Source organism: Paenibacillus caseinilyticus, from assembly GCF_027533645.1.
GTDB lineage: Bacteria > Bacillota > Bacilli > Paenibacillales > NBRC-103111 > Paenibacillus_G > Paenibacillus_G caseinilyticus.
In genome coordinates, this window is record NZ_JAQAGY010000001.1 from 131,593 (window position 1) to 155,688 (window position 24,096).

General features: G+C 49.1%; 15 protein-coding genes and 3 pseudogenes. 1 reads left to right on the plus strand and 17 read right to left on the minus strand.

The features are described from left to right. Positions 1-52: 52 nt before the first annotated feature. The 16 genes and pseudogenes from O9H32_RS00535 to O9H32_RS00605 all read right to left on the minus strand — a co-directional run bounded on the left by O9H32_RS00535 (position 53) and on the right by O9H32_RS00605 (position 21,592). Complete coding sequence (locus O9H32_RS00535) at positions 53-1,564, minus strand: xylose ABC transporter ATP-binding protein (RefSeq protein ID WP_269863759.1); 1,512 nt, start codon at positions 1,562-1,564, stop codon at positions 53-55. 81 nt (positions 1,565-1,645) lie between these two features. Then, complete coding sequence (gene xylF, locus O9H32_RS00540; RefSeq protein ID WP_406627235.1) at positions 1,646-2,713, minus strand: D-xylose ABC transporter substrate-binding protein; 1,068 nt, start codon at positions 2,711-2,713, stop codon at positions 1,646-1,648. A gap of 266 nt (positions 2,714-2,979) precedes the next feature. Further along, complete coding sequence (locus O9H32_RS00545; RefSeq protein WP_269863761.1) at positions 2,980-4,575, minus strand: response regulator; 1,596 nt, start codon at positions 4,573-4,575, stop codon at positions 2,980-2,982. Positions 4,576-4,587: 12 nt separating this feature from the next. Continuing rightward, the gene (locus tag O9H32_RS00550; RefSeq protein WP_319946914.1) at positions 4,588-6,402 is read right to left on the minus strand and encodes a cache domain-containing sensor histidine kinase; all 1,815 of its coding nucleotides are present in this window, start codon (positions 6,400-6,402) and stop codon (positions 4,588-4,590) included. Further along, on the minus strand, positions 6,341-7,390 hold the full coding sequence (locus O9H32_RS00555) for a substrate-binding domain-containing protein (protein ID WP_269863763.1): 1,050 nt from the start codon (positions 7,388-7,390) through the stop codon (positions 6,341-6,343). The genes O9H32_RS00550 and O9H32_RS00555 overlap by 62 nt, the downstream gene beginning before the upstream one ends. A 30-nt stretch (positions 7,391-7,420) precedes the next feature. Beyond that, positions 7,421-8,494, minus strand: coding sequence for a substrate-binding domain-containing protein (locus O9H32_RS00560; RefSeq protein ID WP_269863764.1), 1,074 nt, complete (start codon positions 8,492-8,494; stop codon positions 7,421-7,423). A gap of 229 nt (positions 8,495-8,723) precedes the next feature. Then, positions 8,724-9,641 carry a chitinase N-terminal domain-containing protein gene (locus tag O9H32_RS00565; protein ID WP_269864300.1) on the minus strand — a complete coding sequence of 306 codons (918 nt, stop codon included), beginning with the start codon at positions 9,639-9,641 and terminating at the stop codon, positions 8,724-8,726. Further along, positions 9,627-10,493: pseudogene (locus O9H32_RS00570) on the minus strand (glycoside hydrolase family 30 beta sandwich domain-containing protein); the annotation flags it as partial. The gene O9H32_RS00565 and the pseudogene O9H32_RS00570, both read right to left, overlap by 15 nt. A 24-nt stretch (positions 10,494-10,517) precedes the next feature. Beyond that, positions 10,518-10,880: pseudogene (locus O9H32_RS00575) on the minus strand (carbohydrate-binding protein); the annotation flags it as partial. 6 nt (positions 10,881-10,886) lie between these two features. After that, positions 10,887-11,291: pseudogene (locus O9H32_RS32750) on the minus strand (carbohydrate-binding protein); the annotation flags it as partial. A 113-nt stretch (positions 11,292-11,404) separates the two neighbouring features. Continuing rightward, a complete protein-coding gene (locus O9H32_RS00580; protein WP_269863765.1) occupies positions 11,405-12,325 on the minus strand; it encodes a carbohydrate ABC transporter permease in 921 nt (306 codons plus the stop codon). A 15-nt stretch (positions 12,326-12,340) separates the two neighbouring features. After that, positions 12,341-13,276 carry an ABC transporter permease gene (locus O9H32_RS00585; protein WP_406627243.1) on the minus strand — a complete coding sequence of 312 codons (936 nt, stop codon included), beginning with the start codon at positions 13,274-13,276 and terminating at the stop codon, positions 12,341-12,343. Between the two features lie 101 nt (positions 13,277-13,377). Further along, positions 13,378-15,066, minus strand: coding sequence for an ABC transporter substrate-binding protein (locus O9H32_RS00590; protein ID WP_269863766.1), 1,689 nt, complete (start codon positions 15,064-15,066; stop codon positions 13,378-13,380). A gap of 130 nt (positions 15,067-15,196) precedes the next feature. Further along, positions 15,197-16,918, minus strand: coding sequence for a cache domain-containing sensor histidine kinase (locus tag O9H32_RS00595; protein WP_269863767.1), 1,722 nt, complete (start codon positions 16,916-16,918; stop codon positions 15,197-15,199). A gap of 16 nt (positions 16,919-16,934) precedes the next feature. Beyond that, positions 16,935-18,494, minus strand: a complete 1,560-nt coding sequence (locus O9H32_RS00600) for a response regulator transcription factor (RefSeq protein ID WP_269863768.1) — start codon at positions 18,492-18,494, stop codon at positions 16,935-16,937. 479 nt (positions 18,495-18,973) lie between these two features. Then, on the minus strand, positions 18,974-21,592 hold the full coding sequence (locus tag O9H32_RS00605; RefSeq protein WP_269863769.1) for an adenosylcobalamin-dependent ribonucleoside-diphosphate reductase: 2,619 nt from the start codon (positions 21,590-21,592) through the stop codon (positions 18,974-18,976). Positions 21,593-21,987: 395 nt separating this feature from the next. Between O9H32_RS00605 and dat the strand changes: the two genes are divergently transcribed. After that, positions 21,988-22,827, plus strand: coding sequence for a D-amino-acid transaminase (gene dat, locus O9H32_RS00610; protein WP_406627236.1), 840 nt, complete (start codon positions 21,988-21,990; stop codon positions 22,825-22,827). 376 nt (positions 22,828-23,203) lie between these two features. Here the strand turns inward: dat and O9H32_RS00615 are convergent, their stop codons facing one another. Beyond that, positions 23,204-24,046, minus strand: a complete 843-nt coding sequence (locus tag O9H32_RS00615) for a lipoate--protein ligase family protein (protein ID WP_269863770.1) — start codon at positions 24,044-24,046, stop codon at positions 23,204-23,206. Positions 24,047-24,096: the final 50 nt, after the last annotated feature.

Sequence of the window (24,096 nt, forward strand, 5' to 3'; positions counted from 1 at the left end):
GGCCCTCCGGTCTCTGCCGGGTTCAAGTCCTGCTGCGTAACTGTATTCATAATTATTTCCCTCCAGTAGCGGCTAGAATGATACTCTCCTGTGTTGCTTCCCGGTAGTCCATCTCCTTGACAAACTGGCCTTCGCACATAACCAGGATCCGATCACTCATCCCAAGAATTTCTGGCAGCTCAGAAGAAATCATGATAATGGCGACACCTTGATCAACCAGGCGGTTCATCAGATTATAGATCTCATATTTGGCCCCTACATCAATACCGCGCGTAGGCTCGTCCATAATGAGGATCTTAGGGTTCGACATGAGCCATTTGGCGATAACGACCTTCTGCTGGTTACCGCCTGATAAAGTGCCGACTGGAGTTTCAAGCGTTGCGGTCTTGGTTTTCAACTCCTGCACATACTTCTGTCCCCACTTGATCTCTTCATTGTCATTGACGATTCCGAACCGGGAGACGCGCTTCATGGTGGCGAGTGTCGTGTTGGTCTTAACATCCATGGATAAAACAAGTCCCTGCCGCTTGCGGTCCTCAGATACAAGCCCTATGCCAGCTTTGATACCCTCCGCTACCGAACGAATACGGACTGGCTGTCCGTCGATCCGGACCTCACCCTCGGATCTTCCTTCGTATGCTCCGAAAAGTGATGTGACAAGCTCCGTCCGCCCCGCGCCCATCAGGCCTGCAATGCCAAGGATTTCGCCCTTGCGTAGAGCAAAATCAACATTTTTGATGATTTTCTGATTTTTGTTTTCCTTATGCCATACCGAATAGCCACTCACTTCTAAAACCACTTCTTGCGGGCTATGCTTCACTCTTGGATAGCGGTCCGTCAATTCACGTCCGACCATCAAGGAGATCACCTGATCATCATTGGTTTGTGCCGTATTCAGTGTCGCAATCGTCTGTCCGTCGCGCAGAATCGTAATGCTATCGGTAATTCGAAACACCTCGGGCATTTTGTGTGAAATATAGATGCAGGACACACCGTTATCCCGAAGCTGGTGCAGAATCCCCATCAGGATTTCGACTTCGCTTTCGGTTAACGCGGCTGTAGGCTCATCCAGAATCAGAATGCGGGTATGCTTGGACAGCGCTTTCGCGATTTCGACAAGCTGCTGCTGGCCGATGCCGAGCGACCCGATATACGTGTCAGGGCTCACATTCAGCCCTACCCGCTTGAGCCAGACGGAGGCTTCATGATACAGCTGGTCCCATTGGACCATCCCCCGCTTTGTCGGCTCCCGTCCCAGAAAAATATTTTCCCCGATGGTCATATCCTTAACCAGTGCGAGCTCTTGATGAATGATGGAGATTCCTGCTTGCTCTGCATCCGTAATGCCCTGAAACCGTTTGGTCTCTCCATTAATCCGAATCTCTCCTATATAGGTCTCAGATGGATACATACCGCTCAGTACCTTCATCAGTGTGGATTTCCCTGCACCATTCTCACCGCAGAGGGCATGGATTTCTCCTTGACGCACCTTGAAATTCACGTTATTCAGCGCCTTGACACCGGGAAATTCCTTGGTTATGTTCACCATCTCTAATGCATACATTCCCCCAGCTCCTATCCTTTGAATTCCCCTCGGTGGGAGGTAGAGCGCTCGCTAGAATCCGCTCCCCTCCCGCCTGAGCCTTTACTGCTTCGGCCACTGATCCTTCGGTACATTCTTATAGACTTCCTCCAACTTGTGGTATCCGTCCTTGATGACCGTATCTGTCAAGTTGGTTTTGTCTACGGCAATCGGATCGAGAAGAACCGATGGAACATCGATCTTTCCGTTGTTCACCTTACTTGCTTGACCATCGACTTTGCCGTTCTTGGCGAGCGCTACGGCCATCTCTGCCGCTTTAGCCGCTATGGCCTTAATCGGCTTGTAAACCGTCATGGTCTGTTTTCCTTCCGCAATACGTTGTACAGCTGCCAAGTCGGCATCCTGGCCTGATACAGGAATTTTGCCCGCCATACCCTGAGCGCTCAGCGCCTGGATCGCACCGCCTGCCGTACCGTCGTTGGCTGCCACAACGGCTTGGATGTTGTTATTGTTCGCCGTCAGCGCATTCTCCATATTTTTCAGCGCCTCTTCAGGTTTCCAATCCTTTGAGAATTGGTCATATACAATCTTGATATCACCTTTATCCTGCAGAGGCTTTAAGATATTCATTGCACCTTGTTTGAACATATGAGCATTGTTATCCGTATCCGCACCACCGATGTACACAAAGTTACCTTTGGACACTTTCTCCGTAATGGCTTTTGCCTGCATTTCACCCACCCTGACATTATCAAAGGAGACGTAGTAATCGACATCGGAATTCTTGATAAGCCGGTCATACGAAATGACTTTAATTCCCTCTTTATGTGCTTTCTCGACGATCGGCGCTGTAGCTTCGGCATTATGCGGAATAATCACCAGCACGTCGACTCCCTGAGAGATCAGCTGCTCCGCTTGACTGAGCTGCGTAGAATCATCACCGTTAGCTGCCAGAACTTTTACTTCGCCGCCCAGTTCCTTGACTTTTGCCGTGAATAGATCCCTGTCCTTCTGCCAGCGCTCTTCCTTCAAGGTGTCCATGGACATCCCGATGACAAGCTTCCCATCATCTTTCTTCTCCGCAGTTGTTCCTGGGCTCTTGGTTTCCTGGCTGTCAGTTGATACAACGCTGCAGCCTGTCACTAATGCAGCCAGCAGCAGTCCGCTCATACTCAAACCCGTTACTTTACGCCATCTTTTCATTCTTCGCTCCCCTTTGTGATCCAAAATATGATTCAATGGAATGCGCTTTCAATAATGATGCGCTCCTTACAAATATGATTTTATCGTGATCCTAGCCAAATCTCGATGTGATATATTTTTTTACCTTTTGATTTTTTATGAATTATGAACCGCTTTCATAAATGATTTTTCCATGTGTGACATCATTCCTACAGGCCGGGGGCCGGGTAGCAGCTTCAAGAGCGCTCACCCTTCTACTCTTGAGCCAAATAGGTCCTGTAATCCGTAGGGTTTATGCCGACAGCTTTTTTGAAGGCTACGCTGAAATAATGTGCGTCCCGATAGCCAATCCTCTCTGCGATTTCGTAATTTCTTAAATCGCTCGTTCGCAGCATCTCCTTCGCCTTATCGATTCGGACCTTCGTTAAATAATCAATGTAGTTTTGGGACGTTTGTTCGCGGAACAATAAACTCAAGTAACTCGAGCTAATCTTGAATTCCTTTGCAAGCGAAGTTAACGTAATATGCTCATGATAATGTTCATCGATGTACTGTTTTAAGGTTAATACGAGAGCGGCATTGCGATCATGGTGCTTCCGGTGGATATGCTCATTAATCTGTTTAAAATGATCAAGAATGTGCCCTCTCAGAGCTTCGAAATCTTCGTATTCGCTTACGTTAACACGGTAAAGCTCGGTCTGATCCATCATATTTTCCATGCTGTAACCTAAATCGTGCACCGCCTTATAGGCCAGGAGCAGCATGTGATGGATCACGCTGCTGCTGGCTTCCGGGTTTAACCGGGCTTTCTTGATTTCAGACAAAATTTCGTCTACGTCGTTTCTGATATCTTTGAACAATCCATATTTCATATGCTCATAGAGTTTATGTTCTACCAGCATCTGCAATTGTTTGCTGTATGTTTCCCTCTCCTTGTTGAGATCGGAGAACGTATAGACGATTCCTTTGCCATGGATTTTGCTCAACGCAGCAGCATTGCAAGCCTCATGGTAAGAACTGTACATTTCTTGCAGAGATGTACACATGCTGCCAATGCCTGCTGTGAGGCGGCAGCCTTTCTCGCTCCAAGCTCTCTCAATCCATTCCTCCAGCATGGAAGCAAGGACATCGATATTCTCGTACCCGGCCACAACCAATTGGTCCAGCTTGTAATTGATCACGAGATAATCTGAATCGACTTCTTCAGTAACACGCTCCAGCCATTGACACAGCATTAGATTCGTAATATACAGATCCTCGTCCGGCACGCCATCCAGATTGGTATCGATTTGCAGGGCGATCACATGATAGGGACGGGATTGCAGGCCGTATAGGCCTAAGAATGAAATTTGTTTATCCGGTTCATTCACTACGCAATGACTCAATAAATCTCTCAAGAATTTCTCCCTTAGTATTTTTTTATTTTCCAGCAGCTGCCTGCGCATCTCTTCGCGCTCTTGAAGTTCATTTTGTGAGGTCTCCATTTCTTGTTTCGCCTTTAGGACCTTAGACAGCAGGTTGCGGGATTGAAAAGGTTTTAATACATAATCGCTTACATTGAGTCGAATCGATTCAATGGCATACTCGAATTCGGCATGTCCTGAGATGATAATCACCCGGCATTCCGGGGAAAGCTCCTTAATGTGTTTCGTTAGTTCAATCCCGTTCATTTCTGGCATTTGTATATCGGTTATGACGATCTCCGGACGATACTTTATATATAAATCCCAAGCTTCCTTCCCATCCTGAGCCTCGTAAATCTCTCCAAAACCATTGGCCTTCCAATCAATATTGTTCTTGATTTTCGCCCGAATCATATCTTCGTCCTCGGCGATCAGAACCCTCAGCATCATCTCACCTCGTTATCTGCTATGTGTTGCTGGAATGAGTACAACGGCTCTCGTTCCGCCACCCAGCGCCTGTTCCAAATACAGCCCGTATTCTTGTCCGAACGTGAGCTTAATTCGGTCATTCACATTTCGGATTCCAAAATAATCCGATTCATCCTCAATGGTCTCCGTGCCGGAAAGCACACTGTTGATATGCTTGATCTTATATTCATCAATCCCTGCACCATTATCTATCACTTCCAGCTGGATTAGTTCGTCCTGCATCTCTCCCTTTACGATGATCCTCCCGCGATCCATTCCTCTCACCCCATGGTAGATGCTGTTTTCTACAAGCGGTTGGAGAATTAGCTTCACGGTCAAAAATAGCGAAATCGTAGGATCGATGACGAATATACAGTCAAATTTATTAAAAAAACGAAATTGCTGGATATTCATATACGTACGTACATGCTCCACTTCTTCATGAATCGTTATGATCTCCTTGCCATGACTCAGGCTGGTACGAAAGAGCTTCCCTAAAGCCTCAATCATGTCCAAAGCTTCCTCCGTGCGGTTCTGTTCCAACAAGCCAATAATCGAGTCCAGCGTGTTGTATACAAAGTGAGGCTTAATCAGTTCCTGCATCGCTTTGATTTCCATCTTCCGCATTCGATCCTGATCAAGTATAATTTGGTCCATTAATTCGCGGATTCGCGTGATCATCCGGTTAAAACTGACAGCCAGCAGTCCGATTTCATCCCTGCCTTTGACCGTAGCGTATTCTGTAAAATTCCTGTCGGCAGCTGTAGAAGCCAAGAGCTGCAGTTCCTGAATCGGCTTCGTCATCACGTTGGTCAGATAAACGGCCACCAGTACAACCGCCAAGCTGCAAAGCGTTGCCGCGGCGAGCGTGATCCCTCTGATTCGATATACTCCTTTCACAAGTTCGGACTCTAGCGATACTCCTATAATCCTCCAGCCCGTGATGTTGGAAGTTTTAAACGTAACGATGTAATCTTGTTTCTCTATCGTGTGTGTAAAACTGCCGTTCTCCGTTTGTATAATCCGCTCATTGTAGATTACCGCCTTGGGATTCTGGGGGTCATCCGCATTCTCTTCATGATAGATAACTCGGCCCTGCTTATCCGTCAGATATACATACCCGCGCTTTCCCAGTTCGATGTCTTTCACAATACGTTGAAGAAACGCCGTATTGACATCGATACATATTGCGCTCGATATGCTTAACGAGGAATAATGAATTTGTTTACATATCGAAAACACATTCTCATTCAAAAGATTGGGATGCGGCGGAATGATAACCGCTTCATCCGTCTGTTTACGAGTCAATTCCTGAAAGAGGCCTACGGGGGGCTTATCCCAGTAGATCCCCCTAGATCCAATCGTATGCCCGTCCTCCAAAATAACCCGAATATCCTCCAGATCTGTCTTCATGGTTTTAAATTGATTGAACTGCTCCCACATCCGAACCGTATACTTTCGATTTTTCTCGATATTACCGGCTTCCATAAGCTTCAGATACTGAAGCAGATAGTAGTCATTGCGCATATTCAACACGTTGACGATATCACTGACATAGGTCTCCATATTTTTGTCGACACGACCGATTACTTCATTGGAGTACAGTATCGTATTCTCCTTAAGGTTACTGATATAGTATTGATACGAAATATATCCCAGTATGATAATAGGAAAAATACTTAACGTCAGAAAGCATATGATCAACTTGACCTTGATGCTGGAAGCGACTAGGTTTCTCATAAGGTTACTTAATCTCCCACGGCTCTTTTGTTTGCAAGAGCTTATCAAAGTTGCTGCGGTCCGCATATTCCAAATCCGTGTAGAACTTGCTTTGGTGTAACGGTTTGGCCTGAATCGCTTCGATCATGTGCTCCACACTCCAGCGCCCCATCATCGCAAAATCCTGACCGACCAAGCTGTCCGCCATTCCTTTTTGGGCAGCCATGATTATTGGATAAAAGGTGTCTACCGCAACAGCCAATCCTCCTTCTTCCCGCCACTTCTGGTAGTTGGGCAGCGAATCTACAGGAGAGATGAGCGGCCAGCCCCCTGCACTAAAAAAGAGATCAATGCCCTTTTCGGAGCGCATATAGGCCTCCAAAAGCTCGCCAGCCAAGGTGAGATCGTCGTTACATTCAAGCACTGCCCGATATTCTACGTCTACTGCTTCTGCTAGCGCATCTTGAAAGCCTTTTAGCCGCTCGTTCAGGTTCAGGCTTTGTTTGCTCCCAGTCATCAGAAGCGCTTTCAACGGCTCATGAAGCCGCCCTTTTTCTTTTATAATTTTTAACATTTGCAGACCGCTCGCCCAACCGATATCATAATTATCGGTCCCCACATAAAAGAGCCTCTTGCTGCTTGGGCAGTCTGAGTCGAAGGTGGCCACCTTGATTCCCGTTTCTACTGCTTTGTCAATAAAAGGAGTGAGTCGTTGCGCATCGATGCAGCTGACAATGATCCCATCTACCCTGCGTCTGATTAAGCTTTCCATGATCCTCTCCTGTTCTTCTGCCTGAGTGTCCATGGGACTAAGCCACTCCAGCTTCGCGCCATACTGTCGGACCGTCCGTTCAGCCTCCTCCTTAGCTTCCAAGAAAACAGGATTGTCCAGCGACTTCGGTACCATGGTGATAATCATTTCATTTGGCATTGACCGATACCCAGCTTTCTCAATTGAATCCCCTCCCAAATTAGAGAAGGTTTCGAGTGCCCCCTCTTTTTTTGAAACGCTTTCACAACTGAACAAAGGCAGAAATACCAAAAGAATAAGAAAACTATGGAAACTCCTCATCATTTATGCCCCCTCGGAAAACCAAGTGTCCTTCTACATTCGAGCATCTACATTATATTTATCTACGTAGATGGTACCGGTGTCAATGAAGGATTCAACCTTTTCGCCGTGAATGGCTTTCACAAGATGCTTTAACCCTAGCTCACCCATTAACATAAAATCCTGCCCCACCTCTACCTGCACAACGCCCTCCTTTACATATCTGAATGTTGAATGGTAGGACTCTGCGGACAAAACAATCCCACCTCTCCCTGTAAATTCCTTGAGAATCGGCATAGTTTCAGTCGGAGTAAGGAAGGGCCAAGGCCCAGCTACAAACCAAGCATCGAGATCCGGATTAGCTCGCGTATACTGTTCCAGTATCGTCACCGCTTTATGGAGATCTTCATCACAGGCCTGGACAGGCAAATACTTGATCCTTGCGCCTGCGGCACCGTCTTTAAATCCTTTGATCCGCTGCTCTGTTTGAAATGTACCCGGAATTCCGGTAAGAATCGCCATCTGCAGCTCTTCTCTGCCTGCAGCCAATTTGGCTAATGCTTCACCAACCTGTCTGCCCAGCCTATAATTTTCTGTGCCGGTATAAAATAATCGTTTGGAGTCCGGAGCATCGGAATCAAACGTCGCGACCTTGATCCCCGCCTCTACCGCTTTATTAATGACACCCTTCAACGCATTCGGATCGATCACACTAATCAAAATTCCATCCACCCTTTTTCCAATCATCTCCTCCATGACTTCAACCTGTCCGTAGGTGTCCGGTTTCATCGTTTCTTTCCAAAGGACTTCCACACCTAATTCTTTGGCAGCCTCTTCTGCGCCGCTCCTCGTATCACGGAATGCGGTTTGCTCCGGCGTTTTAGGGATCACAGCAATGGTCATTTTATCATTCGCTGCTTTGTGAGAGACAGCTGTCCACCGATTGGATTCTTTCGGTGCCATTCTAGAGATTGCTAATAATACCACTAATACCATTGTGAGCCATACGACCAACCAGTTTCTCAATTTGGCTGCTTCCTTTCTGCAACGAATAACTGATTTATGTATACTTTCAATCAGTTTAATGTAAGCGAGAAAGGATATACATGAGCTTTTTTTGTTAATCATTAAATTTTTTAACGCGAGCAGAATCCAGGCCTTCTCCCGGGTTGGGCTCGTCTTCATTGTGTAGGTAAGGTCCAAGGCGTGGAGACCGATAGCGTTAGCGGATGGGGCTGTGCCCTACTTCAACGTCCGAAAAGGGCCTATCCCAAAAGCCAGGCTGTTCGCTGCTTTTGAAATAGACCCCTTGAGTATAGTAGACGTGTTGTACTACCCTATTTCTAATATTCTTACGTTACTGTACTGTCACCTGCATGATCTTGCTTTCTGTCAAACCTGCATCGTTCTGTAGCTCTGCCCGGTATTCGTAAGTCCCTGTGGTACGACCAGTAATACTCGTCACGGCTGTCTGCGCATTGGGCGTGTTCACTGGTAATGTCTGCGTATCAATAAGCACACCATTCTCATACAGCTTGTACACCCCTGCGTTCGTTCCCCACCACATATTCATTGTGACTTTGTAGTCTCCATTGCCATCCCAGTTATCATTCGATAATACAATTGCCCCCGATGCCGCGTTTGTAACCTTAACAGTCATCGGTGAACATGATGTTGTACCGTACGAATTAATTAACTCGCAGGTATATACATACGTGCCGTTCACTTTCCCGCTAATGTCCGTCTTTGCAGTCTGCGCCGAAGGGGAACGATCGATTAGCGTCTGCGAGTCGATCAATACACCATTCTCGTAGAGCTTATAAGTACTGCCGTTGTTGCCATACCACATATTCATTGTGAGCGTATAGCTGCTCCCCCGCAGTCCCGTGTCATAGCCGGAATTACTCGATAGCACCGGTGCTCCCGGCACGCCCTTCGCCTGATCAGGGAGCTGTATGGGCAGCGTCGTAACGGATATTTTGGGATTGTCGGTGCTTACGTTCCCGCTTAGGTCCACTGCTTTGATTTCAAACTCGTACGTTGTCTCGGGGGTCAGGTTCTGGATCACGTATGCATTGACATCTGCACTTACCGTATTGATTTTTTGGCCGTCTCTGTAGATGTCGTAAGCAGAAACTCCCTCATCATCAACTGCCGACTGCCAGGAGAGCTTTGCACTATCGTATGTCAACGAGCTTACAGTCAGGGGAGTGGATGATGGCCAATAGGGTGGCGTCGGCTCCGTTTGATCATATTCACCTACAAAAGTTGTAATGCTTTGGGCAGGCAGATCTGCTGTAAAGGAACCGCCCGACACTGTGATGGACGATCCGGGTGCAAGATTTCTGCTGCTGTCCGTTACCCATGCAGATACCTTCTTTGTAGTCCCATTTTGCAGGACAAAGTTTTGACTTACTGCTGTAGTCCCTTTATTAATTGCAACCATAACCACTTTATTGTCACCTTTATAGGCAGATGTGTAAACCTCTGGATTGGGATTCTTAGTTGCATCAACCCTCACGTAGCCGGGACGGATAAATTTGGAATAATGCGCCATCATGTAGCCGCGCTTGCTTATCGTACCGTCCTCTTTCATGGGGCCATAACCTCTGCGGATGTACCACCATACATAGGTCTGAAAATTGCCTTCTACCATGGCGTTGTACATATGCTCCGCAACCCCCAATGCTTCAGGCCAGCGGTCTCCCGAAGTCATCTCGCTGTTCGGATAGTATACTTCCGTCATCCAGAGTTCTTTTCCCGCTCCTTTTTCTTCGAATAATGGGTAAGGGAAATCGCTAAATTTCGTGCCATACGTATGTGCGCCAAGAATATCCATATTTGCCAATGCTTCTGGGTCTTTCAGAATAGGGTCCGACATGGATTTAACATACGAAAAGGACTCCGGTGCTATGACCCTGTTATTGATGGATGGGGCATTTTCTTTCATAAAACGAAGTATTTCTTCCGGAGACCACCACGTCCACTCATGTGCATAATCAGGCTCGTTTTGAACGGAAATCGCATACAGATTGACACCGTTACTTTTCATAAATGAATCGAATTCGTTTAAGTACTGTGCATACTCATCGTACATATCGTGTTTAAGGCGTTTTGCTGTTGAATCTACAATATATGGGGTAACATGGATTTGATCTATATTCGGTCCATCTGTACCGGTCGGTACCAGTTTTAATGTATTATTGTTCCCAACGCTCATAGGAATCTGGATCGACTTATCCCCCCAGACAGCCCAGCTGCCGGTACTTTCGAAGGTTACATCACTGATCATTTTCGTACCGTTAACATAAACATCCACCTTGCTGATCCCTGACTCAAGTGCGTACCTAATCTTAAAGTTTTTCGTTCCTTCACTCCCAATAACGATGTTATTCCACTGAACAGCTGCACCCGAAGAAGCCTGAAAGTTAACATAACCGCTACCACTATAGCCCGTATGGGTGCTTTCTATTACCGAGTTGGTCAACGTAGTACCCGTCTCTGCTTCATAAATGGTGCCACTGCCTGTACTCGAATCGCGAGTGAAGGTCTCGACCATTTCACTCGGGGGATTCCATGGTGAAGCAAACACGATGGCTCCATGTTCTATCGCCTTTTTTGCCGTTTCCACTTCTTTTATCCAGTTATCTTTATTTTCATGGATCGGAATTCTTAAAACAGAGAAACCCAACTGGTTTTCTCCATTGCCAAAGGCGGTTTCTCTTTGGTCTGGTGTCAAATCTCCAATCCAAACGGAGTGGTTCATACCTCCAAAACCGCGTATCGTTTGTTTTTCTGCCGATAAATTAACCATGACATCATGTGCTGCTGAAACTTCGGCAGCTGCCGGTGCGGTCACCATCAGCGGCAGCGCAATTACGGATGCCAATAATACATGAATGGATTTTTTTACACGTGAAATCATGATATCGTCTCCTTAAAAATATTATTTGGGGCTGCTTAACAAACTCTGCTTTCCCCCTCTCTTAAAGAGCAGCCCATTATTGCATACGCTTTCAGTGTAGCAACTTCAAGAGGTCACCCCTTTACACCGCCGACGGTCATCCCTTGTACGAAGTATTTCTGCAGGAAGGGATAGATGAGCAGAATAGGAACGGTTGCAATGATTGTCATCGTGGCACGGATAGAGGTTGGCGTTACCGTGTTGACGTTCCCGCTTTGGGCGAAAACATCGGCGGCCGATTGCGAACCTGCTGTCGTATTGGAGGTTTGGAGGATCTTCATCAGCTCATACTGCAGTGTGCTCAGATTCAGATTGGATGAGTTGTACAGGAACACATCAAACCAAGAGTTCCACTGTCCTACGGCCACAAATAAAGACACGGTTGCCAGTGCCGGAGTCGTCAGTGGTAAGACAACCCGCCAGAAGGTGGTGAACTCGCCTGCCCCATCGATACGGGCCGATTCAAGGATTCCATCGGGCAGACCCTCGATGAAGGAACGGATTACGATCATGTTGAACACGCCGATGATCCCTGGAATGATATATACCCAGAACGAATTGAGCAGACTGAGATTTTTAATTAACAAATAGGTGGGAATCAACCCCCCGCTAAAATACATGGTAAATATGAAAAACATGGTTACGAACTTTCGAAATACATAATCCTGGCGGCTGATCGTATAAGCCAGCATTGCCGTGCACAATACGGAACTTACAGTTCCGATAACCGTCCGTAGCGCTGAGATGAAAGTGGAATGGTAAATGCTCGATTCCCCAAAAATATATTTGTAATTCTCCAGCGTCCACATTCGTGGCCAGAGGTAGATACCGCCCTTGATGGCATCATTGGCATCATTTAACGAAACGGCAATCATATTGACGAAGGGATATAAGGTAACGATCATTAAACATACCATGGAGATGACGTTGCAAGTATCAAACAAACGATCGCCCAAGCCGGAGCTGCGCAGCCGGGACGTTTTCCCATATTCCATGACGGATACCCTCCTTTAGAACAACCTGTTTTCACCCATTTTCTTAGCGATAGAGTTGGCGGAGAAGAGGAAAATGAAACTGACCAGGGTTTTGAATATGCCGGCAGCCGTTCCGAGGGAAAAGTTGCTCATCGCCATACCATACTTCAACACAAAAATGTCAAGATTCTCCGAATAGTCTACATTCATGCCATTGCCCAGCAAGTATTGGGGTTCAAATCCCGATTCCAATATATTTCCCAGACTCATAATCAACAAGATAATGATAACCGACTTCATTCCCGGCAGCGTAATATGGCGGATTCGTTGGAACCGGTTCGCACCATCCATTTCAGCCGCCTCATATTGAGCTGGATCAATGGAAGTAATGGCTGCCAAGTAGACGATCGTATTCCAACCTACATCCTTCCATACTTCGGAGACTCCGAGGATCCCCCAGAAATATTCCCCTTTCGCCAGCCAAAGCACCGGTTGATCTATCAGATTCAGATGCGTCAGCAGTAAGTTGATTATCCCTTCCGGCGACAATACCGTCATTACAATACTTGCCGCCACAACCCATGAAATAAAGTGAGGGAGATAGCTTACGGTCTGGACAACCCGTTTGAAAAAGATGTTCTTCAATTCGTTTAGCAGAATAGCAAGTGTAATTGCAGTTACAAACCCTAACAACAGCTTGATGGAGCTCATGACCAAGGTGTTTCTTAGTACCCGGTAGAACGTATTGTCCTGAAAGAGAAAATGAAAGTTAGTCCAGCCGACCCACTCTTGCTCTAAAAGGGCCTTGGCCGGCCTATATTTCTGGAAAGCCATCGTCCATCCCCAAAGGGGGACATACTTAAAAATAAAAGCCCAGATTACAAAAGGAATGGACATCAAGACAAGGGCTCTCTGTTGGTGAACACGCTTAAAAAAGAGAGGTGCTTTATTTCTATTCCCTAATCCCGCAATGGCTGCTGAGATTGTGGATTCCTTATGGTTCTCCACTTGGTGTTTCTCCTTTCCGGTAGCAAAGCGTTCAGAGTCGAAAGGTATCACGATTCAACTCCTGCTTACCACTTGCCAGCTACCCGGTCTTGTACGGCCTTGGTGATGGTATCCTCATATACCTTCTTGTCCAGTTTGTTCAACTCCGTAATATATTCCTTCCACGTTGTTTCGAATTTATCCTGAGATTCCAGAATCAGCTTGGACAAATATTTCTTCTGCAGATCATCAGATTTGGTTGTGAAGATTTGTTCCGGCGAGCCTTGAGGGATATTAATGGACCATGCGGGGAACCACTTGCGTTCATCCGGCTTGTTGAAGTAATCACTGAAGGTCTTTGCACCATATGCTTCAAGGATCTTCTTGTCTCCATCGGTATATAATTTCGTTGCTACTTCCGGCTGGAATGACGGTGTAAAAGCGTTACCGTCCTTTAAAACAGAGTTACCGCCGTAGCGTGGCCAGTCGTATCCGAAATGAGTGAATCCAAATTGGCGGGACAATTCAGGATCTTCATGGTATTTGCTCTGGTCATCCTTATAGTAGAAACGACCCTTTTCGTCCACACTGTAGGTTTGATCCTTAATTCCCCAGGAAAGCAGAATCTGATTCTCTTCTTTCAGCATGTTGTCGAAGTACTTAATGATGCGAACCGGGTCTTTGGCATTCACAGTAATCCCCGCACCGTAGTTGTTTACAAATCCCGGCGGGTCAATGTACTGATCTTTGATTCCCTTGTCGAATACGATCGGCAATGGCGCATAGCGCTTTTCATCAATACCAGCTTTCTTCAAATTCTTGGCAGCATCTCCAACCTGCCATGCGTAGTTAAAGTAGCCGAGAACCCGACCTGAAGCCAGTTTGGCCAGATATTGATCCTTATTCATGGTGAAAGACTCAGGATCAAACAACCCCGCTGCATTCATTTCATTCAGCTTCTTAATCCATCGCTTTTGATATTCGGTTCCGGCTACGATCTTTGCTTCATGCGTTTTCATATCCACTATGACACCGCCGTCATTTGGATAGCCGGCCAAGTGCATTGCTGGGTTTTGCAAGGTGAAGAAATTGTTAGTTACACCGGCGGATATCGTAAATCCTATCGTCTCCTTTCCATCCACCTTCGGATATTTTTCCTTGTACTTTTTGAGTAATTCAAAGTACTCATCAAGGGTCGTAATTTGGGGGTACCCGAATTCTTTCAGTACAGAACGCTGAATCCAGAAAGCACCGCTGCCGATATCAGGTTCCGCAATATACCCTTGGTTAGCTGTGAAAGGCAGCGTATAGATTTTCCCATCCTTAGCCTTCATCTTATCAAAATAAGGTTCATAAACGCGTTTGATATTGGGGCCGTACTTCTCAATCAGCTCATCCAGCGGAATGTAAACTCCCGCATCCATTAATTTCGCCATCTCGCCACTGGAGCTAATCACATCTGGATAGTCTCCGCTTGCAATCATGACCCCCGCTTTGGTGGCGCTGTCGCCTACTAGGTATTGCAACTTAAAATCCACACCCGTTTGCTTCTGCAGCTCCTTACCGATCGTTGTTTCACTAGCCATGACATCTTTCTTCCCTTGCGCAAAGAGAAAATAAGAGAACGTAACAGGTGTTGTGTGATCTGCTCCCTCAGTTCCAGATGCTTCCCCTGACTCCGGTGCCGCATGGTCCTTACTGCCACTGCATCCTGCCATTGTTGCAGCTGCCAGTACGGCCGCCAACCCAGCAGTCCATACTTTACTTCTGTACATCTGATCCATTTCCCCTCTCGTTTTTCCCATAATCTGTACACGCTTTCATTATAACAAGAATAAACTTTGCTGATTAGACAACAAACTTTAGTTCGTAGTATGAAAAGTATATTGAAAAGCGACTACCTTATCATTGATCTGTGGGTAGAGGCAGCACGATCTCAATATGTGTCCCTTCCCTTTCCACGCTATGGATATGGAAAATAAACCGATCTTGATAGATTAGCTTTAGGCGGTGAAAAGTATTTTTCATTCCGACTCGTTCTCCCATCACATCGTCTTGAGCGAGGTACTCGCGGATTTCTTCCAATTGTAAAGGGGACATGCCGATTCCATTATCTTCAAGCGTGAACTTGAGTTTGTTTGACTGAACGCCGATCCGGACACGAATGATCCCCTTCTCCGGCACCGATTCAATCCCATGAATGCTCGAATTTTCAACAAATGGAAGGAAAATCATTTTCGGAATCATGAAATGCAATGCATTTTCATCCACCTGAACATCGTATTCCAACTCTTCATCAAACCGGTACTTTTGAATTTCGAGGAAGCATCGAATGACCTCCAGTTCCTCGCCTACCGTGATCCAATCCCGGGTCCAAGAGATGGATTTACGGAACATTTTGGCCATATTATGTATAATATCCGCCGTTTCCTCTTCGCCCTTGATCACGCTTCGCATCCGTATGGATTCCAGGGCATTAAACAGAAAGTGGGGATTAATCTGACTATGCAGGGCATGGAGCTGGGCACGCTGCTGCTTTAGCTCCAGATCTTTCTTCTGGATATCCGTAAGATAAACGTCGGTGATCAAACTGTCGATGCGCTCGGTCATCCGGTTGAACTCATTTGTAAGCTGACCGATTTCGTCGCGGCCATTCTCGTGGGGGATGGTCTGAAAGTTTTGGTTCTTAACCTTCTTCATATGCTTGAGTATCCGCACAAGACGGAGATGCAGAGACCGGGAGATGGCAGCAATAATAAGGGAAGGTACCACGAAATTAATGCACGCAAGCAAAATAACGAAGGACCCCGACTTTCTTACTTCATTTAAAACCATTTCTTGATTCATAACCCCATGTAACGTCCAGCCTTCCAGATAATTGATCCCTGTGTAAGTGGTTTGGAATTCTTTAGACTTTGATGGCAGTGGAATATCTTGAAGCATTACGGTCTGTAAGGCCCAGTTGACATCTGAATCATTGCTGTACTGTACTCTTCCCTGGGGATCTACGAGATACACCTTACCATCAAAGCTGTTGCTGCCGAATGATTGGCTGATGTATTTCATGTTTAGATCAACCTTGAGTATTTGATTAAAATCGGTCGTGTAGTTGTCAAGTCTCTGAATCAGGCTGAAGGATTGATCTGAGCTTATGAGAGTAGGGTAGGGTGCGGAGAATGACTTGAACTCGGAATACCAGCCGGAGCTCTTGATCTCGTCGGTCAACGGCTCAATGTAGCCAGACAGAATGGTGGGATTATCGGTGTATACTTTATAGGCACTTTGAATAATCCTGTCGGAATTGGAGAATTGCCCTTTCAAATAAGAATTATAAGCATCCACATAGTCAGATGCCCCATTATAGCGGCGTGCAATATATTCGTTAAAAATGCGGTCGGCATAAAACGAATAGGATAGTCCAGCGGCTTGGTCAACGATGACTTTAAAGGACTCTCTAATATTTTCTAAAGCCCGATTGGCATCACGGATCTTCTGGTTATGAATATTCGTTGTAGTCACATGATAGAAGACGACATTTGTCATCACAATGGGAATGAAGACAGACAGCACATACATGAGGAGCAGTTTGTCGCGTAGTTTCATATGATTGAGATGAATGGTTCTCACGTAAAACCGCCCCCGTCTATTCTTTTTTTACCAGTTTGTTCCGATATTCCATGGGCGAACACTTTTCCAATTTCTCAAACTGGGTTACGAAATAGTTTGCATTCTGGATGCCTACTCTTGCCGCAATTTCATACATTCGCAGGTCGGTTTGACGGAGTAATACTTTGGCTTCCTTTACCCGCAGCTCCAAAAGGTAATCGTTAAAATAGACACCGTAGGTCTTCCGGAAGAGCTGTCCCAGATAGACGGAATTCATATAGAAGTGAGCGGCAATGGATTTGAGGTTTATATTGTCCATATAGTGGGAGTCAATATATTTCTTAATTTTCTCGATATCCCCTTTCATGCGCTCCCTGCGCAGCTCTGCAATATTCTCGGCAGCGTCGGAGACCATGTGCGTAAAGTGCTCTTTCAACTGCTGGAGACTCCAGGTGTGATATTCCTCTTCCATCGTTTCTAGCAACCGCCGCTGTTCTTCATCGTTACCTTTCATTTGCTTCATGACCCCCATCACTCGGTTGCTGAAACGGGAGAGCGTGCTGACAACGGCTGGCGGCGTAAATCGCCGTTCATGAAAAGTCTGAAACAAGCTTTCAATCATTGCCTTACAAGCTGCCTTATTGTTTTCCTCTAACTCTATCAGTAAGGGATCGCAGATGCTTGGGTCAAGAGCGAAGGAATAATGAGGCTTGTCCTTCACCTGGTCGTATAGAATCACTTCGTTATGACATTCTGCAAACTTGTGTTTGAGTGCCTCATTGGCGCTGAGATAGGACTGTTTGATATGAGTGATGCACTTCACCGTGTCGCCAGCAAAGAGGGTTACATCACGGTGCGAAAGCGTTGAAATCTCAACCCGGATCGCCTCCAGCGCCTGCGAAAGATCTCTCCCCCAACAATGAAGCAGATCGGTGCTTAGCAGCATTCCGAATAAGCCGGGTCGCTGTTCAAGTACTGGGATTCTGATTCCGGCTTTCCCGCAGGAACACAACATATCCTCGAACATTTTTAGACCAACCTGCGGCAGCCCTGGCGCAGCATGGACCTCTGCAAATACATACAGGTAAGCGGAGATTCCTTCCATGCCCAATACCTCGGCATACCACTCCGCATCTTCGTCTTGAAGATTCTCCTTCAGTAACGCTTCGAGAGTAGAAGCGACCGAAAAGCTCCTCCCCGTAAGCGTTGTCATTCGTTTCATGCGAATCTTTTCCGCCAGCTTCTTTAGCGTAACTGCCAATTCATTAACATCAATGGGCTTCAGAATATAATCCTGAACCCCGAAACGTATGGCTTGTTGAGCATACTTAAAATCATTATAACCACTGATAATAATGAATTCAGGGTCTACTCTCTCCTCTTCTTTTACGCTGCGGATTAGCCCCAGTCCGTCCAATACCGGCATCATAATGTCGGTAATGATCAGATCTGGCTCGAGGGTGTTGATCATGGCCAACGCATCCCCGCCGTTTTTGGCTTCGCCCACCAATGTAAACTTGAACTGCTCCCAGCGGATCAGCTTTTGAAGTCCTTTTCGGACAAATACTTCATCATCCACCAATAAAACCTTAAACATATCCTGGCCTCCTTCTGAAGACTGTTGAATAGTAATCGCTTTATTCGTATTACGGAAGAGATGACTACGAAAGAAATGGGTATGGGATAAATCATACGGTAATACCCGTTCATCCGCATTTCGCTCCGACCCCCTGTCTCTTCATGATATCACTATACCCCCTATACGTTTTCAAAAAGGGAAGCAGATGAAGAATAAGCGATAATCGGCATCCCTGGTACATTACAAATATCATTAGGAGAACTGAACTGTCAATAATTCACTTTTGTTTTCTATCATCCATATATTGCGTTTGTATAACCTGCAAGAGATATCAATTTTCAAATAAACTTGGTTTACAAAGAAAAACACTGTGGTACGGCAGTAAACACCTCTGCCAACCGCAATGTATATTTATTCATATTTATACATATTAATGTATTTTTGTGTTATAAAATCTGCAAAAAAAAAAAGAGGCCCGAAGGCCTCTCATCTAAAACTTAACTGCAGCGGCTGTAGCCGCAGTTGGAACAATTCTTGCACCCTTCGCTGTTGATCAGCGAAGCCGAGCCGCACGAAGGACACAGGTCGAGCGACGTGGCCGCGTTGCGGGTCACCGCATACTGCGCCGGCGTCTCCTGGATCATGTCGATCTCCTGCGTCGCCGTAACAAGCTCATCGGCGCTGTCCGTGAACTCGCCGTGGGATTCGAGTGCCTTCGCAACCGCATCGGCAATAGACTCGACACGGTTGGCGCCGAACCCGATCGCACCGGAGCCGCCGATGCCCTTGAGGTGCTTCACGAGCAGATCGACCTTGTTCCCGTGGTCGCCGTAGCGCAGGAACAGGGAGCAGACGCGGCCGAGCGCTTCGGACATCGCGAATACGTCGGAGCCGGCTTTGCCCACGTTGAGGAAGATCTCGCTCGGGGAGCCGTTCATGTCGTTGATCGTGATATACGCCATGCCGAACGGCGTATTGAACTTGTATGTCGCGCCGCGCAGCACCTGCGGACGGCGTTTGTATTCCTTGTCGAAGACCTTCTCGGTCTTCGCATCGATATTCACCGCGAGCGTCTGGGAGAGGCTGGTCAGCGAAGCGTTCGATGCTATCGGCGCAGCAGCCGGAGCCGCTTCAGCAGCTGCCGTGTCCGCAGCAGGCGTACTGACCGCTTCGGCCTTATCTTCCTTCTTCTCCGTCGAGAGCACCTGCACGTCGCGGGAGCCGTCGCGGTAGATCGTCACGCCTTTGCAGCCGAGATCGAAGGCGAGCTCGTAGAGCCGCTTCGTCTCTTCGACCGTGAAGTCGGCCGGGCAGTTCGCCGTCTTGGAGATCGAGCTGTCCACCCACTTCTGGATCGCCGCCTGCGCGCGGATGTGGTCTTCCGCCGAGAGATCCATCGCGGTCACGAAGTGGGCCGGCAGATCCTCGTTCGGATGTGCGTCCTTCCACTCCTGGGCGATCGGTACGTACTGCTTGTCGAAGCCGAGGCGGCTCTGGCGGTAGTATTCGAAGGCGAAGTAAGGCTCGATGCCGGTCGACGTGCCGACCATCGTGCCCGTGGAGCCTGTCGGCGCCTGGGTGATAACCGTGACGTTGCGCATGCCCTTCTTCTGGATGGCCGCCCCGACTTCCGGATACGTAGCCACCATGTTCTTCATGAACCCGCTCTGCAGGAACGGCTCGGCATCGAAATGCTGGAAGGAGCCCTTCTCTTCGGCGATGTCGGCAGAAGCCAGATAAGCTTCCTTCGCCATGAAGCCGTACAGCTTATCGAGGAACTCCAGCGATTCCGGGCTGCCGTAGCGGATCTCCAGCTTGATCATCAGCTCGGCCAGCCCCATCGAACCAAGGCCTACGCGCCGCTCGCCCTGCTGGTTGATCCGGTTCTCTTCGAAGTGGTACGGCGTCTTGTCGATGACGTTATCGAGGAAGCGCGTCGAGTACTGCACGGTCTTCGCGAGTTCGTCCCAGGCGACGTCATGCTTCTCCTCATCGTAGAACTTCGAGAGATTGATCGCCGACAGGTTGCAGACGCCCCATGCCGGGAGCCCCTGCTCACCGCACGGATTCGTGCAGATGATCGGATTGAAGTACCAAGAGTTCGACATCTGGTTGTAATATTCCAAGAACACGACACCCGGCTCGGCGGATTTCCAAGCGGATTCGATGATCGTATGCCATACGTCTCTTGCTTTCACCGTACGGTACGGGATGACACTGCGGCCGGCTTTCTTCCACTTGTCGAGATCGCCGTCCCATACGTCGTCATACTCCGGATCCGTCGTGTCCGGGTAGACCAGCTCCCAGTCCAGATCTTCCTTCACCGCCTGCATGAAACCGTTGCTCACGCATACGGACAAGTTCGCGTTGGTGATCTGGCCCATGGTCTGCTTGACTGTAATGAAATCGACCACATCCGGATGCCAGTCGTTGATCATGAGCATGAGTGCGCCCCGCCGGCTGCCGCCCTGTTCGATCAGCCCGGTGGCATAGCTGAAGAGCCCGCCCCACGAGACCGCGCCGGAGGACGAACCGTTCACCCCGCGCACCACCGAGCGCCGCGGACGAAGCGAGGACAGATTGATGCCTACGCCGCCGCCCCGGGCCATAATCTCGGTCATCTCGGAGAGCGTCGCCATAATGCCGCCCCGGCTATCGTGAGGGGAGGGGATGACGTAACAGTTGAACAAGGTCAATTCGTCGCTCGCACCCGCCCCAGCCGCAATCCGGCCGCCTGGCACAAGCTTCCAATCATCAAGCACATAACGGAATTTCTCCGTCCATTCGCTCTGTTTCTCGGGCGTTGCTTCCACGGAAGCCATCGCAGCAGCCAAACGGTCCCACATCTCCTGAGGGGATTTCTCGCGGGTCAGCGTCAGCTTCTCGACCTGGGATTCGACAACGTCCCCGCTGCGTGTGCGGACCTGAACCGTATTTCCCTGTCGTTCGATGACCTCGCCTACTTCCTTCGCAGGAAACTTAGGATCGTCCTTCGTCAGCACGAGTACCGTGTCGCCCACCTTGGTATTCGAGGTATCGGCGTCTTTCATCGCATATCGATCAAGGAAAATTTTCTCGCTCAAGCCTTCTAATTTGGTCTGCTGTATGGTCTTCACAACAACAACCTCCTGTATGTAAGATCATCGGAATGTACAATATCTGGTTGAGAATACGATTATACAATACAATATGTAGTGTTTCTAATAGCCAAAAAGCGAATTTCGGCGTCCAGGACAATCTGCCGTGCGATTCTCTTACGTTTTCTCTTCCTCGCTCTCTTTCTCATTCGTGCTAAATTAAGGAATTTCGACAATCTTGTCGAAGAACCTCCCCTATCAGGCACCTCTGCGAAGCCTCATTCCACCGGCTGTCAGTCATCCGTCAGGCTGGAATCCTTTGACAAAGGCGGGCCTGTCTTGGTAGTCTGAATCCAGATTAGCATAAGCCTAAGGGAAACATCAAACATATGTTCCCCGCCTTACCCCCATTGTATGTCAGGAGGAGCATCCGCATGTCAACCATCTACTGGTATCAAAATGAGTTCCTTCCCAAAGAGGACGTCCGCATCTCGCCCGAGGACCGGGGCTATTACTTCGGCGACGGCGCTTACGAGGTGTTCCGCGTCTACGGCGGCCAGCTGTATGAGGCAGACGCCCACTATGACCGTCTCGTCCGTACCGCCGAGGCGATCCAGATGTCTCTCCCCATGTCCAAGAGCGAACTGCTCGGCGGACTGAACGAACTGGTTACCCGCAATCAGGTGCAAGAAGGCACCGTCTACCTCCAGTTGACCCGGGGCATTGCCCCCCGCGCCCACAGCTTCCCGCAGGACGCGGAGCCCGTCCTGATGGCCTATGCAAGTGAACTGAAGCGCCCGCTGGCTGCCATGGAGAAAGGGATCCGTACCGTGACGATGGACGACATCCGCTGGCTGCGCTGCGACCTCAAGACACTGAACCTGCTCGCCAACACGATGGCGAAGCAGCACGCGCTGTCCCAGGGCGCCGATGACGTCATCCTGCACCGCAGCGGCACCGTCACCGAATGCAGCGCCTCCAACGCCGCCATCGTCCAAGACGGCCGGATCGTCACGCATCCCGCCAACCATCTGATCCTCCACGGCATCACGCGCATGGTCGTGCTGAGGCTGGCGGCGGAGCTCGGCATCCCGGTGGACGAGAGGCCCTTCACCCTGGACGAGCTGCGGGCGGCGGACGAAGTCTTCATCACGGGGACGACCGTGGAGGTGACCCCGGTGATCGCCATCGACGGTCAGCCGGTCGCCGGCGGACTGCCAGGCCCGGTAACCCGGCGGCTGCAGGATGCGTTCGCGCAGACCCTACGTCCTTGAGTTTTTACCACGCCCGTCTGCATGTGCATCATCGCATTTTGACAAAACCATGAACAGGCAAAGCGAATCCCCCGGAAGAAAGATTCCGGGGGATATTTGCGTGTCAGTGAGCCTGCCGCACCAGCCTTGCGCCCGCAGGCCGATCCCTGGGCGGACCCTCGTACGGACTCCGGTACGAACGCGAATCGGACTCCATTCGGACTCCATTCGGACTTCATTCGGACTTCATTCGGACTTCAGTACGGATTGTAACCGCAGCCTCTGCGCGTGATCGGCACGGACCTCCCTTACGGCTGGCGCACAATAGGAAGGCTCGGGACCCAAGTACCTCCGCTATATCAGCCGGCCCGGCCCTCCCGCTCGTACATCCAGAGGCCTACCGGCGCAGATTCCACTCCGGATTCCCGTACTTCTCCTCACGCAGGCGCTGCGCCAGCTCTTCTTCCCATGAGGTCAGCTCTCCCGGAACGAGCCGGATCCCGAGCCCCTCGGCGATGCCGGCCGCGAACGCTTCCTCCACGTCCCCCAGCGTCACATCCCGCAGACCGGCACCCTGCCGCAGCTCGTTGATCGCCACCGCTTTGCGCAGGAACTGGGCTTTCATCCGCTCCCCGACCCGCTCGCTGGCGAACTTCAGCAGCCCGAACAGCTGATCCGCGTCGAGATCGAGCAGGATTGAGCCATGCTGCAGCAGGGCGCCCTTCTGCCGGGTCTGCGCGCTGCCGGCGATCTTGCGTCCCTCGACCACCAGCTCGTACCACGACGGCGAATCGAAGCAGGCCGCCGAACCCATCGACGCATACTGGCTCTTGTCCTCTTCGCTCTCGAGCTGCACCATGTCGGCCGCCAGCCCCAGCCGGCGGAAGCCGAGCAGCAGCCCTTGGCTCAGCACCCTGTACGCCTCCGTGACGCTGCGGGGAATCCCCTCGTATTGCTCCGAGACGATCATGCTGTACGTCAGTTCGCGGTCGTGCAGTACGGCCCGGCCCCCGGTCGCCCGGCGGACGAAGCCGATCCCTTGGCGCTCCAGCGCCTCGAAGTCGACCTCGGTCTGCGCCTTCTGGAAGTAGCCTACCGACAGCGTCGGCGGGTTCCAGCCGTAGAACCGCACGGTCGGCGGCACTCTCCCTTCGCTGTGCGCCGTCAGAATCGCTTCATCCACTGCCATATTGTAATCCGGTGCGGAAGAACCGCTGCGGATCCATCTCCATTCGTTCATTCTTCTCCAACCTCCTAAGTCCGTCCCTTCATCATAATGGATCGCGCTTT

Excerpts from the sequence above, each read along its gene's own strand:
- O9H32_RS00535 (WP_269863759.1), bottom strand. The coding sequence starts at position 1,564 with ATGTATGCATTAGAGATGGTGAACATAACCAAGGAATTTCCCGGTGTC.
- xylF (WP_406627235.1), bottom strand. The coding sequence starts at position 2,713 with ATGAGCGGACTGCTGCTGGCTGCATTAGTGACAGGCTGCAGCGTTGTA.
- O9H32_RS00545 (WP_269863761.1), bottom strand. The coding sequence starts at position 4,575 with ATGCTGAGGGTTCTGATCGCCGAGGACGAAGATATGATTCGGGCGAAA.
- O9H32_RS00550 (WP_319946914.1), bottom strand. The coding sequence starts at position 6,402 with ATGCGGACCGCAGCAACTTTGATAAGCTCTTGCAAACAAAAGAGCCGT.
- O9H32_RS00555 (WP_269863763.1), bottom strand. The coding sequence starts at position 7,390 with ATGATGAGGAGTTTCCATAGTTTTCTTATTCTTTTGGTATTTCTGCCT.
- O9H32_RS00560 (WP_269863764.1), bottom strand. The coding sequence starts at position 8,494 with ATGATTAACAAAAAAAGCTCATGTATATCCTTTCTCGCTTACATTAAA.
- O9H32_RS00580 (WP_269863765.1), bottom strand. The coding sequence starts at position 12,325 with ATGGAATATGGGAAAACGTCCCGGCTGCGCAGCTCCGGCTTGGGCGAT.
- O9H32_RS00590 (WP_269863766.1), bottom strand. The coding sequence starts at position 15,066 with ATGTACAGAAGTAAAGTATGGACTGCTGGGTTGGCGGCCGTACTGGCA.
- O9H32_RS00600 (WP_269863768.1), bottom strand. The coding sequence starts at position 18,494 with ATGTTTAAGGTTTTATTGGTGGATGATGAAGTATTTGTCCGAAAAGGA.
- dat (WP_406627236.1), top strand. The coding sequence starts at position 21,988 with ATGTCAACCATCTACTGGTATCAAAATGAGTTCCTTCCCAAAGAGGAC.
- O9H32_RS00615 (WP_269863770.1), bottom strand. The coding sequence starts at position 24,046 with ATGAACGAATGGAGATGGATCCGCAGCGGTTCTTCCGCACCGGATTAC.